Raw genomic sequence first — 21,164 nt, forward strand, 5'->3', positions numbered from 1 at the left:
TCAAAAATCCTCGCTTTCTTTTTTGGCGATCTTCTTCTTGTTTCGGATGTCCGGTCCGGAAAGTTTAAGCACTCTGAAGTTGCTTGTAATCCGTGAAAAGATACGATCCGAATATGTTTGTTGTAATCCCTCAAGCGAAAAGTTAGTGGTAATTATCGTAGATTTTTTGCGATTATCCCTCTCATTAAGTAGTGAGAACAGCTCTGAAGTAACCAGATTTGTTATTCTCTCTGAACCAAGGTCATCAATGATAAGCAGCTCACAGTTATAGATATCTTCATAGAGAGCTCTTAGTTCTTCCTTGGCTTTATAGTCAAATGTGCTTTCTGCGATCATTTCAAATAATCCAATAGAACTGAAATAAATCACGGAATGGCCCTTTTTAAGCAATTCGTCGGCCACACAGATTGACAGGAAGGATTTACCAGTCCCTACTGTACCATAAATAAATAGATTTTGGTAGTCAGTGTTGAAATTATTTATAAAATCTTCAGCAGCCTTTCTGGCTCCGATGAATCTCTTAAGGTCTTCTCCAGAGTAATACTCATCGGACATTTTTCTGAAATTGTTGGATTTTGTAAGGGCTCTGAGATTGGACTTGTCATAAAGAGTTTCGATTATTTTTTGCTTAAAGCAATGGCACTTTTCGTTGCCTACATAACCGGTATCCTTGCAGTCCTGACAGGTGTAACCCATATCAAGATAGTCAGAGGAGTATCCTGCCTCTGATAAAAGAAGAGCCTTGCGCTTGGCCAGTTCTGTCAGTTGTGCTCTAAGAAGGCTTCGGTCAAGCCTTTCTCCGGATAGGAGTCTTTTTCCAAACTCAACGCTGGCTGAAGCTGTCTCGTCGTCCAGCTCCTTGTAGCCGGTCACGTTGTCGTAGACGCTTTGAAGCCTCTCCTCCAGCTCCTGCCTGTGGAGAGAGCGCCTTTCTTCGTATTCATGCATTATGCTGTCGTACTGAGCGTTTGTAAGAGCCATGGTGTCTCCTTAATGGTTGAGGTAACTTGGCTACTATACAGAGCCAAGCAGAAACATATACAAATGCAGATATCGAGCTTGCTCAGATAGATGCATTTGAAGATGTTTCTATTTGGCGGATATCCGCCAACGAGGAAATGCAACGCATTTTCGAGTCTCGGCTCTGTATAGTAGCCAAAGTATGGCCCTGTACGTGTTTCAGGGAAGGTTAATAACCGCCGCTAAACCAAAGCACAGGGCCGAACTTGTGATTTCCATGCTATCTGATTCCCCAATCAGACAGTAGGTTTAATTGTCCAGAAGCTGCTTCTCAAGTTCAACAAAATCATATGTATTTTGCTGGAACTGACTAAAGCGGTTCTGGGTTCCGTCAGAGCGAATAGATGATCCGCCCAGGCGAAGTTTGGAATCGATGGATGATACGGAAGCCGTTTTTTTCTTCTTTGCGAGATCCGCAGTAAAATTGGCATCTAATCTGGCAATATCCTCCCTGGAATTCACTCCTTCACTATGCCAGGAACGAAGAATACTGTCGCAATATTTGAGACGGTTCTTCTGTGTCGCCATAACAGTACGGTCGCAGGCTTCCATAATAATATCCATCGAGAATCCCAACTCCTTGCGCCACTTGTTAATGAAGGTACATTCCTTCTCAGTGGGGCTGTTTTCCATACCGAGTGCCTTCATGATAGTGATGAGATCACTGTCATGTTTGTAGATCTCTGTGCGAGCCTGTTTTGGCGTTTTGATGCCCTGTTGATTCCAGTTAATGGCCACCTTCTCCATGTATCTGAAATCTTTCTTATGATTATCGACGCAATACTGCATCAGATAGTCCAAGAGGTCGTCTGAGAATGACAGCTCATCCTGAATGTAGTAGATGGTAGTCATCTCACTTGTATTAAGTGGTCTTCCAAAATACTGCTCAGCAACGAACAGTATGTTTGAACCACTGGATTCTTTAAAGGCCTTGAGCTGAGCAGCAGAATAGTTAGGCTTTTCTGGAACTACTGCCATAGGAGTCTTTGGCTGCTCTGGCTGTACAGGAGCAAGCACAGGTCTTGCTACAGAGTCGCTCCTTCTTCTTCCATAATTAAGCTTAGATCTTGCTACGATGTCCTCCATATGAATCCCAGTCAGATTCTGTGAAGCATCATACTCAAGGCTTATAAGTCCTTTTTTCTCCCAATATTTAAGTGAACGTACAACGTCCGATTCTGTATGATTGAATTTATCTGCCAAAGCGGGAACACTGGTAGGTAAATTCGCACTCATCATACGCAGTAAAAAGAGGTAGATCTTAATCTGCGCATCGTTTGCGTCCTGCATGTATTCGTCAATAAAGATGTTGGAAACATAAGTAGAATCCTCCCCACAATTAGAACTGATTGTAACTCGCCCCATCATAAACACTTTCACCTACTTTACTAGATATCCTACTCCGAAATCAAATTGCCTTTCGTTTCGGAACAATTCAGATTATAGCATGGGGATTTTTGAAAAGATATGGGAAAAGTGACGAAGAAATGCAGTAAATATCAAGGGTTTCCAAATTGAATATATTTTGTGGACAATGTGGATAACGTGGATTATTTATAATTATTTTATAAAATAAGTCTGACTACAACGATTTCGTAGTCAGACCTTTATCCACCAAACTTGGTTTACATAATTTAAAAAATGGAGTGGAAATGTGGATAAGTTTTACTTACCCAGGAGCTCATCCCCGATTTTAACTACATCTCCGGCTCCCATGGTTATCAACAAATCTCCTTTAGTGCAATTTTGCAAAAGGAATTTTTCAATTTCACTAAAGTTTTCTGTGGTAGGAAAATAATTACATTCATGTCCCAGTTCCACGATCTTATCCCTAAGTGTTCTTGAGCTGATACCAAGGGTGTCCTTCTCTCTTGCAGCGTAGATGTCAGCAAGGACAACGTGATCTGCCAGTGAAAGGGCCTGGGCAAACTCGTTTAAAAGAGCTTTCGTTCTGGTGTAAGTGTGTGGCTGGAATACACACCAGATCTTGTTATGTGGGTAATTCTGGGCAGCTGTGAGAGTTGCCTTTATCTCAGTGGGATGATGAGCATAGTCATCAATGATGGTGACTCCTCCGATCTCACCCTTGTGCTCAAAACGTCTGCTGGTTCCACCAAACTGGGAAAGGGCAGAAACGATATGAGCTTCTTCTATATTAAGAAGGTTTGCAACTGCAATGGCTGCAAGAGCATTGTAAACGTTGTGTATGCCGGGAACTGCAAGAGTAACCTTTAGCTCTTTTCCCAGAGGAAGGTGAGCTGTAAATGAAGGGTTACCGTTTCCATCATAGGTAATATCTGTCGGATAATAATCGAAATCACTCTTTGAACCATAGGTAATGATCTTGCAAGGAAGCCCCTCGGTGATCTCGGACAGATTTTCAATGTCTCCGCTTATTACAAGAGCGCCGTCTGCAGGAAGAAGCTGAGCAAACTTTCTGAAGGAATGTCTGATATCATCAAGGTCTTTAAAGAAGTCCAGATGGTCCGCATCAATATTGGAGATAACACTGATCTTAGGGAAAAAGCTAAGGAAGCTGTTGGTGTACTCACAGGCCTCGGTGACAAAATACTCGGACTTGCCGACTCTGATATTGCCTCCGATATCCTTGAACACGCCACCTATAGAAAGTGTAGGATCTGTATCTGCCTCTAAAAGAATCTTTGACAGCATTGAAGTTGTTGTTGTCTTACCGTGAGTTCCGCTTATGGCAACAGGAATTTCGTACTCCTTCATGATCTGGCCAAGGAGCTCTGCTCTTGTGAGCATTGGAAGGCCGGCCTCTTTAGCTGCCATGAATTCAGGATTGTCGGGGTGTACAGCTGCAGTATAAACAACTACGTCAATCTTGTCTGCAGATGTGATGTTCTCTGCCTTCTGACCATAGTGGATGGTAATACCCTTTCCCTCAAGAGCCTTTGTTATTGCGGATTCCTTATTGTCTGATCCGGAGATCTTAAAGCCCTCTTCAATAAGGATCTGTGCAAGACCGCTCATAGAAATGCCGCCAATACCTATAAAATACACATGTATTGGGTTTTTAAAATCGATTTTATACATATTAAATGCCTCTTATTTTTTTACTTGAAACTATTTTATTCTAACACTTATAAATCATAAGTCAAAAATCAGAAAATTCTAAAACGTTTAAGTGAATTATATATCATATTTAGCTTTTTTCGTGTTTTTTTCAGTGATACCTTGTGATATACTTAAATGTAAGAAAAAAGGCATATTTGGTGAATCTATTACTACTATTGCAACGAGGTGGAACATGATAAAAAAAGAAATGATCGCCATGCTTTTAGCAGGGGGACAGGGCAGCAGACTTGGTGTCCTCACATCCAAGATGGCTAAGCCCGCAGTTTCTTTCGGGGGAAAGTATAGAATTATCGATTTTCCTTTAAGTAACTGCATTAATTCGGGAGTGGACACTGTGGGCGTTCTTACACAGTATCGTCCGCTGAGACTCAATTCACATATCGGAATTGGTATTCCGTGGGATCTGGACAGAAATTTCGGAGGAGTAACAGTTCTTCCGCCATATGAAAAGAGCGCAAACAGTGAGTGGTACACAGGTACTGCCAATGCGATCTATCAGAATATGGAGTACATGGAGAACTACAATCCTGACTACGTACTTATTCTTTCCGGAGACCATATCTATAAAATGGACTATGAGACGATGCTTGATTTCCACAAATCAAGTAACGCTGATGTCACTATCGCCGTAATGCCTGTTCCAATGGAAGAGGCCAGCAGATTCGGCATAATGATCACCGATGAGAATAAACGAATAGTAGATTTCGAGGAGAAACCCGAACATCCTCGCAGCAATCTGGCTTCAATGGGAATCTATATCTTCTCATGGAAGTCCCTTAAGGATGCTCTTATCAAGAACAAGGATCAGGCAGGTCTTGATTTTGGTAAACATATCATTCCTTACTGCAAGGATCAGGGCCAGTCTCTTTACGCTTATGAATTTGACGGCTACTGGAAGGATGTAGGAACACTTACATCATACTGGGAAGCCAACATGGAGCTTATCGATATCGTTCCTGAGTTCAACCTCTATGAGGAGTACTGGAAGATATACACAGCAAGTGAAGTACAACCGCCACAGTTCCTTGGTGCTGACAGCGCCATTGAAAGGAGTATTGTCGGCGAGGGCTGTGAGATTGACGGAAAGGTCTATAACTCAGTAATCGGACCCGGTGTTAAGATCGGAAAGGACACAGTTGTAAGTCATTCCATCATCATGAATCAGACAGAGATCGGCGAAAACTGCAACATTGAGAAAGCCATCATTGCCGAGAAGGTAAAGATCGGTTCCGGTGTTACACTTGGTGCTTTTGAAGAAAAAGAAAATGAGACCAAGCCCGGCATTTACTGCGAGGGCCTGTGCACTATCGGTGAGAGGTCAGTTATTCCTAACAATGTGAAGATTGGTAAGAATACAATGATTTCAGGTCATACTACCGCTGAAGATTATCCGGATGGAGTCCTTGACAGCGGAAGAACACTAGATAAGGCAGGTGATTGAGCATGAGGGCGATTGGTATTATTTTAGCAGGCGGCAGTAGCAGCAGGATGCAGGAACTCTCTAAGAGAAGAGCGGTTTGCGCAATGCCTGTGGCAGGTTTTTACAGAAGTATCGACTTTGCCCTGAGCAACATGACCAACTCTCACATTCAGACAGTTGCCGTATTCACACAGTATAATGCAGGAAGTCTTAATACTCACTTAAGTTCATCCAAGTGGTGGGACTTCGGACGTAAGCAGGGCGGACTTTATGTTTTCACCCCTGCAGTAAAGGCATCAGGAAATCTGTGGTACAGAGGAACAGCCGATGCCATTGCACAGAATCTTGAATTCCTTCGCAGCTGCCACGAGCCATACGTTATCATCACTTCCGGCGACTGCGTATACAAGATGGATTATGGTAAGCTCCTCGAATATCATATCCAGAAGCAGGCAGATATCACAGTTGTATGCAAGGATATGCCGGCAACTATCGATACTGAAAGGTTCGGAACCATCCGAATGAACGAAGAGAGCAGGATCGAGGAGTTTGAGGAGAAGCCGGTAGTATCAAGATCCAACACCATCTCCTGTGGAATATATGTCATCCGAAGAAGACAGCTCATTGAACTGATCGAGAGAGCGGAAGAGGAAGAGAGATACGACTTCGTTAGAGATATCCTTGTAAGATATAAGGATATGAAGAGGATCTACGGATATAAGATCAAGGAATACTGGAGCAACATAGCCTCTGTGGAGGACTATTACAGAACTAACATGGATTTCTTAAAGCCTGAGATCCGTCAGTATTTCTTCCGTGAATATCCCGGTATATACACCAAGGTTGTAGATCTTCCGCCGGCTAAGTACAACGTGGGGGTAAGCGTTAAGAACAGCCTGATCTCAAGTGGATGTATCGTTAACGGAAGCGTTGAAGACTCAGTTATTTTCAAAGGAGCATTCATCGGAAACAACTGCTACATCAAGAACTCTATTATCCTGAATGATGTTTACATCGGAGATAATTCACATATTGAGAACTGTATAGTAGAGAGCCACGGAACTATACAGGCCAACTCCTTCTATAAGGAAGAAAACGGCATCAAAGTGGTAGTTGAGAACAACGAAAGATATGTCATTTGATGATACGGGGATTCAAAGTTACAAAAATGCATGCTTGCAGGATTTCAAGAGCGTAGCGGAGAAATCCGGGTAGCATCAGTTACTGTAATAATTCAAGAGGGGGTTACATCATGAAGATTACAGATATTCGAGTAAGAAAAGTTGCTAAGCAGGGAAAGATGCGCGCAGTAGTTTCGGTTACCTTTGACAATGAGTTTGTTGTTCATGACATCAAGGTTATCGAAGGCGACAGAGGCTTGTTCATCGCAATGCCAAGCAAGAAGTCAGCAGATGGAGAATACAGGGATATTGCACATCCTATCAACTCCGATATGCGCGGACTTCTTCAGACCCAGATCCTGGAGGCCTATGACAAGGCATCTCTGGAAGAGGGTGACGAGGCAGCGCAGGCGCCAGCAGAGGCTTGACAAGCAACAAAGCAAAGTTAATAATCTAATAAAAACTACAGGGGACTTAGAATTACTAGGCCCCCTGTTTAACTGTGAAGATATGGGGAGTGGTATTGCATGTTGGGGTTTTTGAAAGCTCTTTTAACCGGGAAAAGAAATGAGGAAGAAGGCAGGATGTTTGTAATAGTCGGGCTTGGAAACCCTGAGAAAAAATACTTTGGCACACGTCACAATGTGGGCTTTGCCACCATTGATGCACTGTCTGATAAGTACAATATAGGACTTACAGAGACTAAGTTTAAGGCAGTTTATGGCAAGGGCAGGATTGGCAGCGAGAGAGTGATCCTCGTAAAGCCTCTGACCTATATGAATCTTAGCGGAGAAGCTGTGGCGCCGATCTGTAACTATTTTAAGGTGGACACAAAATCAGATCTTATAGTGATCTCAGATGATGTTGAACTGGACGCTGGAAGGATCAGAGTAAGGCCCAAGGGAAGCGCCGGAGGCCACAATGGACTCAAGAACATAATAGCCCAATTGGGACACGATGAGTTTTCCAGAGTCAGAGTTGGCGTTGGTAAAAAGCCAAAGGAATGGGATATGGTAGATTGGGTCCTGGGCCATTTTGAAGGCGAGGATGCCACGGCCATAAAAGAAGGAATTGAAGATGCCACTGAAGCTGTGCTGGATATTATAGAGAACGGACCAGACAGCGCCATGAACAAGTTTAATGGAAAGAAATAAATGAGAGCGATCACAACACCTTTAAGTGAGCTTGAAGAATTTAATGAGATCAACAAATACCTGGATAAGCCCTTTGCCTGTGCAGAAGTGACCGGCTGCGTGGATTCGCAAAAGCTCCACTTCATAGACAGTCTTGGGGCTGACTTTAAATACAGGATAATTGTCACTTATTCGGATCTTCGGGCAAAAGAAATCTATGAAGACTATAAGTTCTATGACAGGAATGTCACTGTTTATCCTGCCAAGGACCTTATCTTTTATCAGGCGGATGTCCACAGCAATGAGATTGTAAGACAGCGTATCCGCTGTATGAGGAGGCTTCTTGAGGGAAGACCGGTTACTGTTGTTACCACCTTCTCTGCACTTATGGCCCCTCAAATAAAGCCTGAAGTAATAAAGGAGCATATCCTTTCTCTGGATAAACACAGGCCAATTGATGAGATTGAGATTGGGAAAAAGCTGGTGACCATGGGGTATACCAGAAATTATCAGGTTGAAGCTCCGGGAGAGTTTTCAATCAGGGGAGACATTGTGGATGTATTTGATCTCACAGAGGAGAACCCTTTCAGAATTGAGCTTTGGGGAGACGAGATCCAGTCCATCAGAAGCTTTGACATCCTTTCTCAGAGGTCACTGGAAAAACTTGAGTCCATCGACATTTATCCCGCCTCTGAGATCATCCTTGAGGAAGACCAGCTAGAGCGAGGCATGGAGAAGATCGAGGCTGACACCGAGAGGATCGTAAAGGCCCTTAGGGATCAGTTTAAGACCAAGGAAGCTCATCAGCTGAAGGTGCAGACGGAGGAACTTAAGGAACAGCTCTTTGAGCTTAAGTCCGCCGTGAACCTGGAGAGCTACATCCGATATTTTTATGATGAGACCGTAACAATACAGGAGATGTTCCCCAAGGGGAAGAGCTGCATTTTCATTGATGAGCCACAAAGAGTAATCGAACATGCCATGGCTGTGGAGATGGAGTTTAGGGAGAGCATGAGCCACAGAGCCGAGAAGGGTTATGTTCTTCCCGGCCAGATGGAGCTTCTTTACTCCATAGACAACTGTATAGCAAGAATGGGAAACGGCAGAAGAGTCCTTGTGTCGGTCCTTGCCATGCCCAAATCCCAGAACCTGTTCCAGCCGGAAAAGAGCTTTGAGATAAAGGCCAGAAGTATCGCAGCTTATAACAACAGCTTTGATGCACTTGTAAGTGACCTTAAGAACTATGCGAAAAGAGGCTACAGAGTCCTTATACTGTCTGGCTCCAGAACCAGGGCAAAGAGGATTGTTGAGGACCTTAGGGACAATCTGGTCACAGCCTTTTACAGTGAGGATCCGGGAAGAGTTCTAAAGCCTGGCGAGATCATGACTTATTACGGAAGGATACTAAAGGGCTTTGAGTATCCTGACATCAAGTTTGCTGTCATTGCCGAGAGTGATATTTTCACTGAGCATGCCAGAAAGAAGAAAAAGAAAAAGAGCAAATACCAGGGTGAGAAGATCTCAGATTTCGCGGATCTTAAAATAGGAGACTACGTGGTTCATGAGGACCATGGTCTTGGAATCTACCGTGGTATTGAGAAGATAGAAACTGACCATGTGGTAAAGGACTACATTAAGGTTGAGTACGGCGGAGGCGGAAATCTGTACGTTCTTGCTACAGGTCTTTCAGTCATCCAGAAATATGCCTCTGGAGGAGATGGAGAAAATGCCCACAAGCCAAAGCTAAATAAACTTGGAAGCGGAGACTGGAGCCACACCAAGAGCAAGGTAAAGGCTGCAGTTGAAGAGGTTGCCCAGGATCTGGTAGAGCTGTACTCAAAGAGGCAGCAGGCTCATGGGTATGAGTTTAGCTCAGACACAGTGTGGCAGCAGGAGTTTGAGGATGCCTTCCCCTACCAGGAGACAGAAGATCAGCTTACTGCCATTGAGGATACCAAGAAGGATATGGAGTCCTCAGGTATCATGGACAGGCTTATCTGCGGAGACGTGGGATTTGGAAAGACGGAGATAGCTATCCGTGCAGCCTTCAAGGCGGTTCAGGACGGAAAGCAGGTTGCTGTTCTTGTTCCCACCACTATCCTTGCGCAGCAGCATTACAACACCTTCTCAGAGCGTATGAGGAACTTCCCTGTCAGGGTGGATCTGATGTCCAGGTTCAGGACCGCTGCGGAACAGAAAAAGACTGTTACAGACCTGAAGAAAGGCCTGGTTGATATAGTTATAGGAACTCACAGGCTCCTTTCCAAGGACGTAGCCTATAAGGATCTTGGACTTCTCATAGTTGATGAGGAGCAGCGCTTTGGCGTAACCCACAAAGAAAAGATAAAGGTAATGAAGGAGAACGTGGATGTTCTGACCCTTACAGCTACTCCTATTCCCAGGACCCTGCATATGTCGCTGGTTGGCATCAGGGATATGAGTGTACTGGAAGAAGCTCCTAACGACAGGCTTCCTATTCAGACCTATGTCATGGAATATAATGATGAGCTGGTCCGTGAGGCCATTGTCAGGGAGCTCTCAAGAAACGGACAGGTCTATTACGTTTACAACAGAGTAAATACCATAGCTGATACTGCGGCTCAGATCCAGAAGCTTGTGCCTGAGGCGAACGTGGCTTTTGCCCATGGACAGATGAAAGAAGCAGAGCTGGAGCGTATCATGTACGACTTTATCGACGGCACAATAGATGTTCTGGTATCAACAACCATTATCGAGACTGGACTTGATATTCCGAATGTCAACACCATGATAATCCACGACTCAGATAAGATGGGGCTTTCACAGCTTTATCAGCTCAGGGGCCGTGTCGGAAGATCCAACAAGACTGCCTATGCCTTCCTTATGTACAAGAGGGATAAGATGCTCAAGGAGGTGGCTGAAAAGAGACTTGCAGCCATCAAGGAATTTACCGACCTTGGAAGCGGCTTTAAGATCGCCATGAGGGATCTGGAGATAAGAGGAGCCGGAAGCCTTCTTGGAAAGAAACAGAGCGGACACATGCAGGCAGTAGGCTATGATATGTACTGCAAGATGCTTGGAGAGGCGGTTAAGATAAAGAAAGGCGAGGAGCCAATAGACATAAGGGATGACATCAACACCAGCATTGATCTTGATGTGGATGCCTTTATTCCGGCTGAGTACATTCTTAATGAGGAACAGAAGCTTGAGATCTACAAGAGGATAGCAAGCCTTGAGAATCAGGGTGAATGTGAGGATATGAAGGATGAGCTTTTGGACAGGTTCGGAGAGATTCCCGAGCCGGTAGAGAATCTTCTCAGGATATCTCTTTTGCGCACAAAGGCTCATGGTATGTACATACTGGAGATAAATGGAGGTGGCGGAGAGATCGAGATCAAGATAAGTCCAAACGCCAGGATCAATCCGGGAAAGATCCCCGGCTTTATCGCCTCCTACAAGGGAAACATGGCGTTCCATCAGGTGGCAACACCTGTATTTGTCTACAAATATAAGAAGGATTCCAATCCTGCCAAGGCGGGAAAGGCTCTTTTGAAGGATACCGAAGACATAATCGAGAAGATGAATGAACTTCGGGATTAGGAATGCAAAAAGCATCAACCTGTGGTATTGTAGTTACTATGGATTGATGCTTTAATGATTTGCAGTAATGGTGTCAGGAGGATGGACATGATCAACGAACAATATAAGAGTATGTTGGGGGCCAAGTCAGTTATAAGGGAGCTGTCTGAGTACGCCACTGCCAGGGGGAAAGAGATCGGCTATGAGAATGTTTTTGATTTCAGTCTTGGAAACCCAAGCGTGGAGGTTCCGAAAGAGTTTACCGAGGAGATGATACGTCTTTTGCAGACAGAGGATACCATGACTCTCCACGGCTATACTCCCAGTCTTGGAAACCCTTTGTATAAAGAGGCGATTGCAAAATCCCTCAATGAGCGCTTTGGAATGAATTATGGACCGGAGCACATCTTCCCTACAACAGGGGCAGCAGGCGCTATTTCTCATGCTGTTCGTGCAGTGACTACTCCAGGGGATGAGCTCATTGCTTTTGCACCTTACTTTCCTGAGTATGGTCCATATATCACGGGGGCAGGCGTTAAGCTTACAGTAGTTCCTGCAGATACCGAAACCTTCCAGATAAACTTTGATAAGTTCCTGGAGCTGATAAATGAAAAAGTCGCAGCAGTGCTTGTGAACACACCAAACAATCCTTCAGGAGTTGCTTATTCTACCGCAACTTTGGAGAGGCTGTCTTCTATATTAAAAGAGAAGTCAAAAGAATACGGACATACTATCTTCCTTCTTTCGGATGAGCCCTACAGGGAGATCGTATTCAAAGGAGCAGATGCTCCTTACGTTTCAAAATTCTATGATCACACACTTAGCTGCTATTCCTTCTCCAAGTCACTTTCACTTCCGGGAGAGAGAATCGGATATGTGGCTGTAAATCCTGCCTGCGAAGGTGCGGATGTGATCGTTCCAATGTGCGGACAGATCTCACGAGGCACAGGACACAACTGTCCACCGTCAATCATCCAGCAGGCTGTAGCAAAGGTTTGTGGACTTACTGCTGATCTGTCAGTTTATGAGACCAATATGAACATAATCTACGATACATTGGTAGATCTTGGATTTACTGTGGTTAAGCCTGGCGGAACCTTCTATATCATGCCAAAGGCACTTGAAGAGAGCTCCATCGAATTCTGCAAAAAAGCTAAGGACTATGATCTTATATTTGTTCCAACAGATGGCTTTGGTGCTCCCGGGTTTTTCAGAATGGCATATTGCATAGACACTGAAAAGGTGGAGCGTGCAATGGTGCAGCTTAGAAAATTTGTAAGCGAGGTATATAGGTAAAATGGAAACAAAGAATGGAAACAAGTTAACAAGAGCATTTATGCTTCTTGGAGTAACAGTTATTTTCTCACTGCTGACTTTTTTCGTTGACAGACAGCCGGTGGGACTTGAAGGTACTTCTGTTGGATTTGCAAATCTTAACAGCACCTTCGCAGGAAGATTCGGCTATAACGCAGCTATGGGTAAGATATCCGATGTGGCAATGATCTTTGCTTTCCTGGTGGTGGCTTTTTTTGCAGCTATGGGACTTAAGATGCTGATCAAGGAAAAGAGCCTTTCCAAGGTGGATAAGGTTATCATAGGCCTCGGGGTTCTTTATGTGGTGGTAGCAGTTTTGTACGTTGTCTTTAGCAAGGTGCCGATTAACTATAGGCCAGTGATGAAGCCCGGAGAGACTGAGCTTGAGACATCATTCCCATCAACCCATACACTGATAATTGGAACAGTTCTTGGAAGTGGAATATTGGCAGTAAAGAGACTTTTTAAGGATGAAAAGATCACAAAGACTGTAACCATAGTATTTTCAGTTATCATAGTTGTGGGAATTGCAGCAAGGCTCTTTTCCGGAGTGCATTGGGTTACCGACATACTGGCAGGAATACTGTTTTCCATGACACTGGTGTCCTTTTATGCCGCATGGTGCTTGGATTAATTGAAAATAATTTCCCGGGAATGCGTTGACAATGCGTATTATTGAGTGTAAACTCTATTTCGTAATCACTTTATTGATTTAACGAGATGGATAAATCATTAATGATTTTTGAGGAGGAAAACGAAAAATGGCAGAGATCAAGAAGACTGAGGCAGCTGTTAAGCCTGTTGCTACAATTAAGACACCAGCAGCTCCAGAAGTAAAGGCACCTGAAGCTAAGGCTGCTCCTGTAGTTAAGGCTGAGGAGAAGAAGGCTGAAGTTAAGAAGGCAGCTCCTGTAAAGAAAGCAGCAGCTAAGAAGGCACCTGCAAAGAAGGCAGCTCCTGCAAAGAAGGCTGAGCCTAAGAAGGAGACAGCTAAGGAAGCTCCTGTAAAGAAGGCAGCAGCTAAGAAGACTACTACAGCTAAGAAGGCTACAACAGCTAAGAAGGCTCCTGCAAAGAAGGCAGCAGCAACTAAGGCTGAGACAGTTAAGACAAACATCGTTCTTCAGTATGGTGATCTTAACGTAACATATGATACAATCGTTCAGAACTCAAAGAACAACTTTGTTGCAGATATGGGCGGAAATGCTGACGAGATCAAGAAGCTCAGCATTTATGTAAAGCCTGAAGAGAATGCAGCATACTATGTTGTTAACGATAAGGTACAGGGCAGAATCGGGCTGTAAGCACTTGCAGAGGTTTTTCACGATGCCAGTGCGAACGTGTTCCGGCGAGCGCATGCGCGAGAGTGGAACTTCCTTGTGAAAACGTATAGAGAAGAAGGCAGATTTTATCTGCTTTCTTTTTTTTTTATAATTGCGACTGTTGACATTGGGTCTTGCGAGTGATATTTTATGATACAGGAAGATGTTAGCACTCAAATGAGGTGAGTGCTAACACCCGATAATAACACCATTTCCGATGCAATAAACCGGTTAAACAGAGGAAGAGGTACATTTTGGAACTTGATGAGAGAAAGAGAATCATACTTCATGCAATAGTTAAGAACTATCTGGAGACGGGGGAACCTGTAGGAAGCCGTACCATCTCCAAGTATACGGATCTTAACTTGAGCTCAGCCACCATTAGAAATGAAATGGCTGACCTGGAGGAGATGGGACTTATTTTACAGCCCCATACATCAGCCGGTCGAATTCCTTCCGATCAGGGGTATCGTGTCTATGTAGATGAGATGCTCAGGGACAAAGAGAAGGAAGTTGAGAACATGAAGGAAATGCTCCTTGATAAGGAGGAGAAGCTTGAGAACCTTCTTAAGCAGGTAGCTAAGACCTTGGCAATAGATACCAACTATGCCACCATGATCTCCGCTCCTCAGATAAGAAAGAACAAGCTGAAATTCATCCAGATCTCAAAGGTGGATGATGGACACCTTCTGGCAACCATCGTTATAGAAGGAAACGTTATCAAGAACAAGATCATTCCGATGGAAGAAGTACTTGATGACGCTACAATGCTTAAGCTCAACATACTGATGAACACAAGACTTGACGGTCTTGCAGTTGAGGATATAAATCTTGGACTTATTGCTGCTGTAAAGCAGGAAGCAGGAATTCACAGTGAGATCATAGGAAACGTGATCGATGCAGCTGCCGAGTCCATTACCGCGGATGAGGATCTTCAGATCTACACCAGTGGAACTATGAACATCTTCAAGTATCCGGAGCTTACGGATTCCACCAAGGCAAGTGAGCTTATTAGTACCTTTGAGGATACAAAGGACTTGTCCAGTATCGTTGAGGACACACTTTCATCGGATTCAAACGGTGAGGAGACAGGGATCCAGGTTTACATTGGAAATGAGACTCCTGTTCAGGCTATGAAGGACTGCAGCGTTGTTACTGCAACCTATGAACTGGGAGATGGAATGAAGGGAACCGTTGGAATCATCGGTCCCAAGAGAATGGATTACGACAAGGTAATCTCCACATTAAAGAACATGAGACATGCACTTGATGCTTTATATAAAAACGACTAGGAGGCTTTAAGATTTGAGTAGTGACGTAAAGAAGACAGCCACCTCAGCAAAGAGCAAGAACCAGGTCGAGAAGGAAGAGGTTCTCGAGGAAGTTCTGGAGGAGCTTGAGCAGGAGGCTAAAGAGAAAAAGGAAGAAAAAGAGCCTGAAGCTGGAGAAGAGAAAGCTCCCAAGGCCGAAGCTGAAGTTGCTGAGGATAAGGCAGAGGAGGCCAAGGAGAAGGCGTCATCAGAGGAGGGATCAGCTGATGAGAAGAAGAAAGGTCTTTTTAATAAAAAAGAAAAGAAAAATCCTTTGCAGGACAAGGTAGACGAGCTCAACGACAAAGTTCTCAGACAGATGGCTGAATTTGAGAACTTCAGAAAGAGGAATGAGAGCGAGAAGGCTCAGCAGTTTGACAAGGGCCAGGCAAATGTTTTAGAGAAGCTCCTTCCTATAGTTGATAACTTTGAAAGAGGTCTTGCAGCGGTTCCTGAAGAAGAGAAGGACGGAGCCTTTGCAGATGGTATGAACAAGATTTACAAGCAGCTGGTTAAGCAGCTTGAGGACCTTGGAGTAACACCGATAGAAGCTCTTGGAAAAGAGTTTGATCCAAATCTTCACAATGCAGTAATGCAGGTTGAGAGCGATGAATATGAGTCAGGAATTGTGGCTCAGGAGCTTCAAAAAGGATATATGTTCCACGACACAGTGCTCAGACACAGCATGGTTGGTGTCACACCGTAAATAAAAACTGATAATTAAATGGAGGAAAATAAAATGAGTAAGATTATTGGTATCGACCTTGGTACAACTAATAGCTGCGTAGCAGTTATGGAAGGTGGTAAGCCCACCGTTATCGCAAACGCAGAGGGTGCAAGAACAACACCTTCAATCGTTGCTTTCACAAAGAATGGTGAGAGAATCGTTGGTGAGCCTGCTAAGCGTCAGGCTGTAACAAATGCAGACAACACCATTGCATCAATCAAGAGAGATATGGGTACAGACCGTGGCCGTACAATCGACGGCAAGAAGTACTCACCTCAGCAGATCTCAGCTATGATCCTTCAGAAGCTGAAATCTGATGCAGAACAGTATCTCGGCGAAAAAGTTACAGAGGCAGTTATCACAGTTCCTGCTTACTTCAATGATGCTCAGCGTCAGGCTACAAAGGATGCAGGTAAGATCGCAGGCCTTGAGGTAAAGAGAATCATCAACGAGCCTACAGCAGCAGCTCTTGCTTATGGTCTTGATAACGAGAAAGAGCAGAAGATCATGGTTTACGACCTTGGTGGTGGTACATTCGATGTATCTATCATCGACATCGGTGACGGCGTTATCGAAGTTCTTTCAACAAACGGTGATACACACCTTGGTGGTGATGACTTTGACCAGGCAATCATCGACTGGATGGTTCAGGATTTCAAGAACAAGGAAGGCGTTGACCTTTCTGGCGATAAGATGGCTATGCAGAGACTTAAGGAAGCTGCAGAGAAGGCTAAGAAGGAGCTCTCTTCTTCTACAACAACTAACATCAACCTTCCTTTCATCTCAGCTGGTGCAGATGGCCCTAAGCACTTCGATGTAGACCTTACAAGAGCTAAGTTCGAGGAGCTTATCCACGACCTTGTTGAGAAGACAGCTATCCCTGTACAGAACGCTATGAAGGATGCTGGTCTTACAAATGCAGACCTTGGAAAGGTTCTCCTTGTTGGTGGATCAACTCGTGTTCCTTGCGTAGTAGAGAAGGTTAAACAGCTCACTGGCCAGGAGCCTTCAAAGAGCCTTAACCCTGATGAGTGCGTAGCAATCGGCGCTGGAATCCAGGGCGGTAAGCTTGCAGGTGATGAGGGTGCAGGCGATATCCTTCTTCTTGATGTAACACCTCTTTCACTTTCAATCGAGACAATGGGTGGTGTTGCTACAAGACTTATCGAGCGTAACACAACAATTCCTACAAAGAAGAGCCAGGTATTCTCAACTGCAGCTGATAACCAGACAGCCGTTGACATCAACGTTCTTCAGGGTGAGAGACAGTTCGCTAAGGACAACAAGTCACTTGGACAGTTCAGACTTGATGGAATCCCTCCAGCAATGAGAGGTGTTCCTCAGATCGAGGTTACATTCGATATCGATGCTAACGGTATCGTAAACGTATCAGCTAAGGACCTTGGCACAGGCAAGGAGCAGCACATCACTATCACGGCTGGTTCTAACATGTCTGACGAGGATATCGATAAGGCTGTTAAAGAGGCTCAGGAGTATGAGGCTCAGGATAAGAAGCGTAAGGAAGGCATCGATGCTAGAAATGATGCTGACTCATTCGTATTCCAGACAGAGAAGGCTCTCCAGGATGTAGGAGACAAGATCGATGCTTCTCAGAAGCAGGTTGTTGAGGATGACATCAAGGCTCTTAAGGAGACACTTGAGCAGACAAAGGATAAGGAGCTTTCAGACTCTGAGATCGATTCTCTTAAGAGCCAGAAAGAGAAACTTATGAACGATGCTCAGGCACTCTTTGCTAAGATGTATGAGAACGCTCAGGGAGCAGCAGGTGCTGCAGGCGCTGGCCCAGACATGGGACAGGCAGCTGGTCCTGATATGGGTTCAGCTTCTTCATCAAATGATGATAACGTAGTTGACGGAGACTACAGAGAAGTATAAGCTTAGTGATATATGGACTCAAGGTCGACTGATACCATGCTTGCATGAGGTATCAGTCGACTTTGAGGATTTAACAGACATGAGGAAAAAAGGCTGGCGAATGAAATGAGCAAGCCGATTTCCGAATGGATGTAGAATTGCGAAAGCTGCTTAGCAGCGTAGCAATTCGTATATCATAGTTGAAGTGTAAGGAGTACTATGGCAGAACAGAAACGTGACTACTACGAGGTCCTGGGCGTAAGCAAGAACGCCTCAGAAGACGAGATCAAAAAAGCATACAGAGTACTTGCCAAGAAGTATCATCCGGATATGAATCCCGGCGATGCTTCTGCAGCAGACAAGTTTAAAGAAGCGTCTGAGGCATATGCGGTACTTAGCGATCCTGAGAAGAAGCGCCAGTATGACCAGTTTGGACATGCGGCCTTTGAAGGTGGCGGAAATCCCTTCAGCGGCGGTTTTGATTTCAATAGCGCTGACTTTGGTGATATTTTCGGCGATATCTTTGGAGACTTCTTCGGTGGTGGAAGATCCAGAGGAGCTTCAAGAAACGGCCCGTCCAAGGGAGCAAATCTTCGCGCCAGCGTACGTATAACCTTCCTTGAGGCTGTGTTTGGCTGTGAGAAAGAGCTTGAGCTTACCATTAAGGATCCATGTCCTACCTGTCATGGAACAGGAGCTAAGCCCGGAACATCTCCACAGACCTGTACTAAGTGTGGCGGTAAGGGACAGATTGTTTATACTCAGCAGTCCTTCTTTGGCACAGTAAGAAATGTTCAGACCTGTCCTGATTGTGGTGGTACAGGTAAGGTGATCAAGGATAAGTGTCCTGATTGTCACGGAACAGGTTATATTGCCAGCAGGAAGAAAATCAAGGTCACAATCCCTGCAGGTATAGATAACGGCCAGAGTGTAAGGATCAGAGAAAAAGGTGAGCCCGGTGTGAACGGCGGACCAAGAGGAGACCTTCTTGTAGAAGTTGTTGTATCAGATCATCCTATCTTCCAGAGAGATGGATACAACATCTATTCAATGGTGCCAATTTCCTTTGCTATTGCAGCCCTTGGCGGAACTGTTCTTATCGATACAGTGGATGGCAAGGTTGCTTATGATGTGAAGGCCGGAACTCAGACAGATACAAGAGTAAGACTTCGTGGAAAGGGTGTGCCTTCCCTTAGAGATAAGGACCAGAGAGGCGACCACTATGTAACACTGGTTGTTCAGGTCCCTGAAAAGCTTTCAAAGGAAGCTAAGGACCTTCTTAAGAAGTTTGATGAAAAGACCGGAGATTCACTTACAGCAGCAGACAGAATGACTGGAGCTGATAGTGATGGAACAAACGGATCCGGCGGCGGAAAAAAGAAAAAGAAATTCTGGGAGTGATCGCGTGAAGCGGAGACAGGCTCTGTCTCCGTTTCGCGATTTTTTGCGTATGGAGGATACCTATGAAGTGGATGCGTTTTCGTGTGAGAACCAATGAGGAATCAGAGGATATTATTGTAAGTTACCTTGAGGATATAGGCCTGGAGGGAGCACAGATAGAGGATAATGCACCTTTATCGGCAGCTGATAAGGAGCAGATGTTTATTGATGCGCCTGAGCTTGAGCCTGATGAGACCGACTCCGGTATCGAGTCAGGGGCAGCATACCTCAATTTCTTTTTAGAGATTGATGATGAGAATATGCTGACAGTAGAGCTTCCTGACGACAACGGGGAGATGGTTAAAGTGAAGAAAACTCCTGAACAGATGCAGCAGGAGATAAAAGAAAAGCTGGATGAACTTAGAAGCTTTTCTGATATAGGTGACGGAACCATCTCTGTTGATGTAACTGAAGACATAGATTGGATAAATAACTGGAAACAGTACTTCCACAAATTCTTTATTGATGATATACTTGTAATCCCTTCATGGGAAAAAGAAAGCTCTGAAGATAAAGACAAGGCATCCATGATCCTTCATATTGATCCTGGAACAGCCTTTGGAACAGGAATGCATGAGACTACACAGCTTTGCATCCGTATGCTGAAAAAGTATGTTACATCTGATACAGAGCTTTTGGATGTGGGAACAGGATCCGGAGTTCTCTCAATTCTTGCTCTGATGTTTGGAGCAAAGCATGCAGTGGGAACAGACCTTGATAAGTGCGCGGTTCCTGCAGTAAAAGAGAACATGGAAAACAATGGCATTGATCCTTCCAAGTTCGATATGATGATCGGAAATATTATCGACGACAAGCAGGTTCAGGATAAGGTAGGATACGATAAGTACGATATCGTTGTTGCAAATATCCTGGCAAATGTTCTTGTGCCCCTGACACCTGTCATCCTAAACCAGCTGAAAAGCGGCGGAATATATATAACCTCCGGTATCATCAACACCAAGGAGGAAGAAGTAAAGAAGGCACATCTTGATGCTGGTCTTGAGATTCTTGAGATCCATCATCAGGGAGACTGGGTTTCCATTACATCGAGGAAGAATTAAAGGTGTATCATTTTTTTGTTGAAAGCTCCCAGGTTTCACCGGACTGTAAGGTGGTGGAGATAACGGGCAGCGATTTTAATCATATAGCAAATGTCCTTAGGATGAAGGTGGGAGAGCAGTTTTCCGTCAGCATCAGACAGGAAGAGGAGAGCAGAGAGCTCTTTTACGAGATAGAGGAGATTACAGATTCCTCTGTCATCGGCAAGCTGTGCTTTATTGAAGAGGTGGGGAACGAACTTCCCTCAAAGATATTTCTTTTCCAGGGGCTTCCCAAGGTTGATAAAATGGAGCTTATTATTCAGAAGGCTGTTGAACTTGGAGCCTTTAAGATAATCCCCATGTCCACCAAAAGATGCATTGTCAAACTGGATGAGAAGAAGTCCCAGGCCAAGCAGAAGAGATGGCAGGCCATATCAGAGGCTGCAGCCAAGCAGAGCAAAAGAGCTATCATCCCCGAAGTGGCACTACCTGTGACCATGAAGCAGGCAGTGGAAATGTGTAAAAACGAAAACATAGATGTCCGGCTTATTCCCTATGAGATGGCCAAGGACATTTCAGTAACAAAGAATATTATCGATGGTATTAAGCCAGGGCAGAGCATTGCTGTGTTCATTGGCCCGGAAGGCGGTTTTTCAGAAGAGGAGATACAGCTGTGTCTTGATAATGACATAAAGCCCATCACTCTTGGTAAGAGGATCCTTCGGACTGAAACTGCGGGATTCACCGCTATTTCATGGCTTATGTATCATCTTGAAAGCTGA

17 protein-coding genes are annotated in these 21,164 nt (G+C 44.5%); 14 read left to right on the top strand and 3 right to left on the bottom strand.

What is annotated here, in order from left to right; genetic code table 11:
- The 3 genes from BO18_RS08495 to murC form a co-directional block, all read right to left on the bottom strand.
- Positions 1-981: an ATP-binding protein gene (locus tag BO18_RS08495; RefSeq protein ID WP_034445363.1), complete on the bottom strand. Its 981-nt coding sequence runs from the start codon at positions 979-981 to the stop codon at positions 1-3.
- 288 nt (positions 982-1,269) lie between these two features.
- Positions 1,270-2,388, bottom strand: coding sequence for a DnaD domain protein (locus BO18_RS08500; protein ID WP_051688587.1), 1,119 nt, complete (start codon positions 2,386-2,388; stop codon positions 1,270-1,272).
- 297 nt (positions 2,389-2,685) lie between these two features.
- Complete coding sequence (murC, locus tag BO18_RS08505; RefSeq protein ID WP_034445365.1) at positions 2,686-4,080, bottom strand: UDP-N-acetylmuramate--L-alanine ligase; 1,395 nt, start codon at positions 4,078-4,080, stop codon at positions 2,686-2,688.
- Positions 4,081-4,294: 214 nt separating this feature from the next.
- On the opposite strand from murC, the gene BO18_RS08510 reads away from it, so the two are divergent.
- The 14 genes from BO18_RS08510 to BO18_RS08575 all read left to right on the top strand — a co-directional run bounded on the left by BO18_RS08510 (position 4,295) and on the right by BO18_RS08575 (position 21,164).
- Positions 4,295-5,563, top strand: a complete 1,269-nt coding sequence (locus tag BO18_RS08510; protein ID WP_034445366.1) for a glucose-1-phosphate adenylyltransferase — start codon at positions 4,295-4,297, stop codon at positions 5,561-5,563.
- A gap of 2 nt (positions 5,564-5,565) precedes the next feature.
- A complete protein-coding gene (gene glgD, locus BO18_RS08515; protein ID WP_034445368.1) occupies positions 5,566-6,684 on the top strand; it encodes a glucose-1-phosphate adenylyltransferase subunit GlgD in 1,119 nt (372 codons plus the stop codon).
- Positions 6,685-6,794: 110 nt separating this feature from the next.
- The gene (gene spoVG / locus BO18_RS08520) at positions 6,795-7,091 is read left to right on the top strand and encodes a septation regulator SpoVG (protein WP_034445369.1); all 297 of its coding nucleotides are present in this window, start codon (positions 6,795-6,797) and stop codon (positions 7,089-7,091) included.
- A gap of 99 nt (positions 7,092-7,190) precedes the next feature.
- Positions 7,191-7,817, top strand: a complete 627-nt coding sequence (pth, locus tag BO18_RS08525) for an aminoacyl-tRNA hydrolase (RefSeq protein WP_242856535.1) — start codon at positions 7,191-7,193, stop codon at positions 7,815-7,817.
- Positions 7,818-11,375: a transcription-repair coupling factor gene (gene mfd, locus BO18_RS08530; protein ID WP_034445371.1), complete on the top strand. Its 3,558-nt coding sequence runs from the start codon at positions 7,818-7,820 to the stop codon at positions 11,373-11,375.
- 87 nt (positions 11,376-11,462) lie between these two features.
- Complete coding sequence (locus BO18_RS08535) at positions 11,463-12,650, top strand: pyridoxal phosphate-dependent aminotransferase (RefSeq protein WP_034445373.1); 1,188 nt, start codon at positions 11,463-11,465, stop codon at positions 12,648-12,650.
- A 1-nt stretch (position 12,651) separates the two neighbouring features.
- The gene (locus BO18_RS08540; protein WP_034445376.1) at positions 12,652-13,302 is read left to right on the top strand and encodes a phosphatase PAP2 family protein; all 651 of its coding nucleotides are present in this window, start codon (positions 12,652-12,654) and stop codon (positions 13,300-13,302) included.
- 127 nt (positions 13,303-13,429) lie between these two features.
- Positions 13,430-13,972, top strand: a complete 543-nt coding sequence (locus BO18_RS08545) for a DUF6465 family protein (RefSeq protein WP_034445378.1) — start codon at positions 13,430-13,432, stop codon at positions 13,970-13,972.
- A gap of 272 nt (positions 13,973-14,244) precedes the next feature.
- Positions 14,245-15,282, top strand: a complete 1,038-nt coding sequence (hrcA, locus tag BO18_RS08550) for a heat-inducible transcriptional repressor HrcA (protein WP_034445380.1) — start codon at positions 14,245-14,247, stop codon at positions 15,280-15,282.
- Between the two features lie 13 nt (positions 15,283-15,295).
- Positions 15,296-16,006: a nucleotide exchange factor GrpE gene (gene grpE, locus BO18_RS08555; RefSeq protein WP_051688588.1), complete on the top strand. Its 711-nt coding sequence runs from the start codon at positions 15,296-15,298 to the stop codon at positions 16,004-16,006.
- A 33-nt stretch (positions 16,007-16,039) separates the two neighbouring features.
- Positions 16,040-17,923, top strand: a complete 1,884-nt coding sequence (gene dnaK, locus BO18_RS08560) for a molecular chaperone DnaK (RefSeq protein ID WP_034445382.1) — start codon at positions 16,040-16,042, stop codon at positions 17,921-17,923.
- Between the two features lie 198 nt (positions 17,924-18,121).
- On the top strand, positions 18,122-19,303 hold the full coding sequence (gene dnaJ / locus BO18_RS08565; RefSeq protein ID WP_034445384.1) for a molecular chaperone DnaJ: 1,182 nt from the start codon (positions 18,122-18,124) through the stop codon (positions 19,301-19,303).
- Between the two features lie 62 nt (positions 19,304-19,365).
- The gene (gene prmA, locus BO18_RS08570) at positions 19,366-20,403 is read left to right on the top strand and encodes a 50S ribosomal protein L11 methyltransferase (protein WP_034445386.1); all 1,038 of its coding nucleotides are present in this window, start codon (positions 19,366-19,368) and stop codon (positions 20,401-20,403) included.
- Between the two features lie 2 nt (positions 20,404-20,405).
- On the top strand, positions 20,406-21,164 hold the full coding sequence (locus BO18_RS08575) for an RsmE family RNA methyltransferase (RefSeq protein WP_034445388.1): 759 nt from the start codon (positions 20,406-20,408) through the stop codon (positions 21,162-21,164).

Source organism: Butyrivibrio sp. AE2032, from assembly GCF_000702965.1.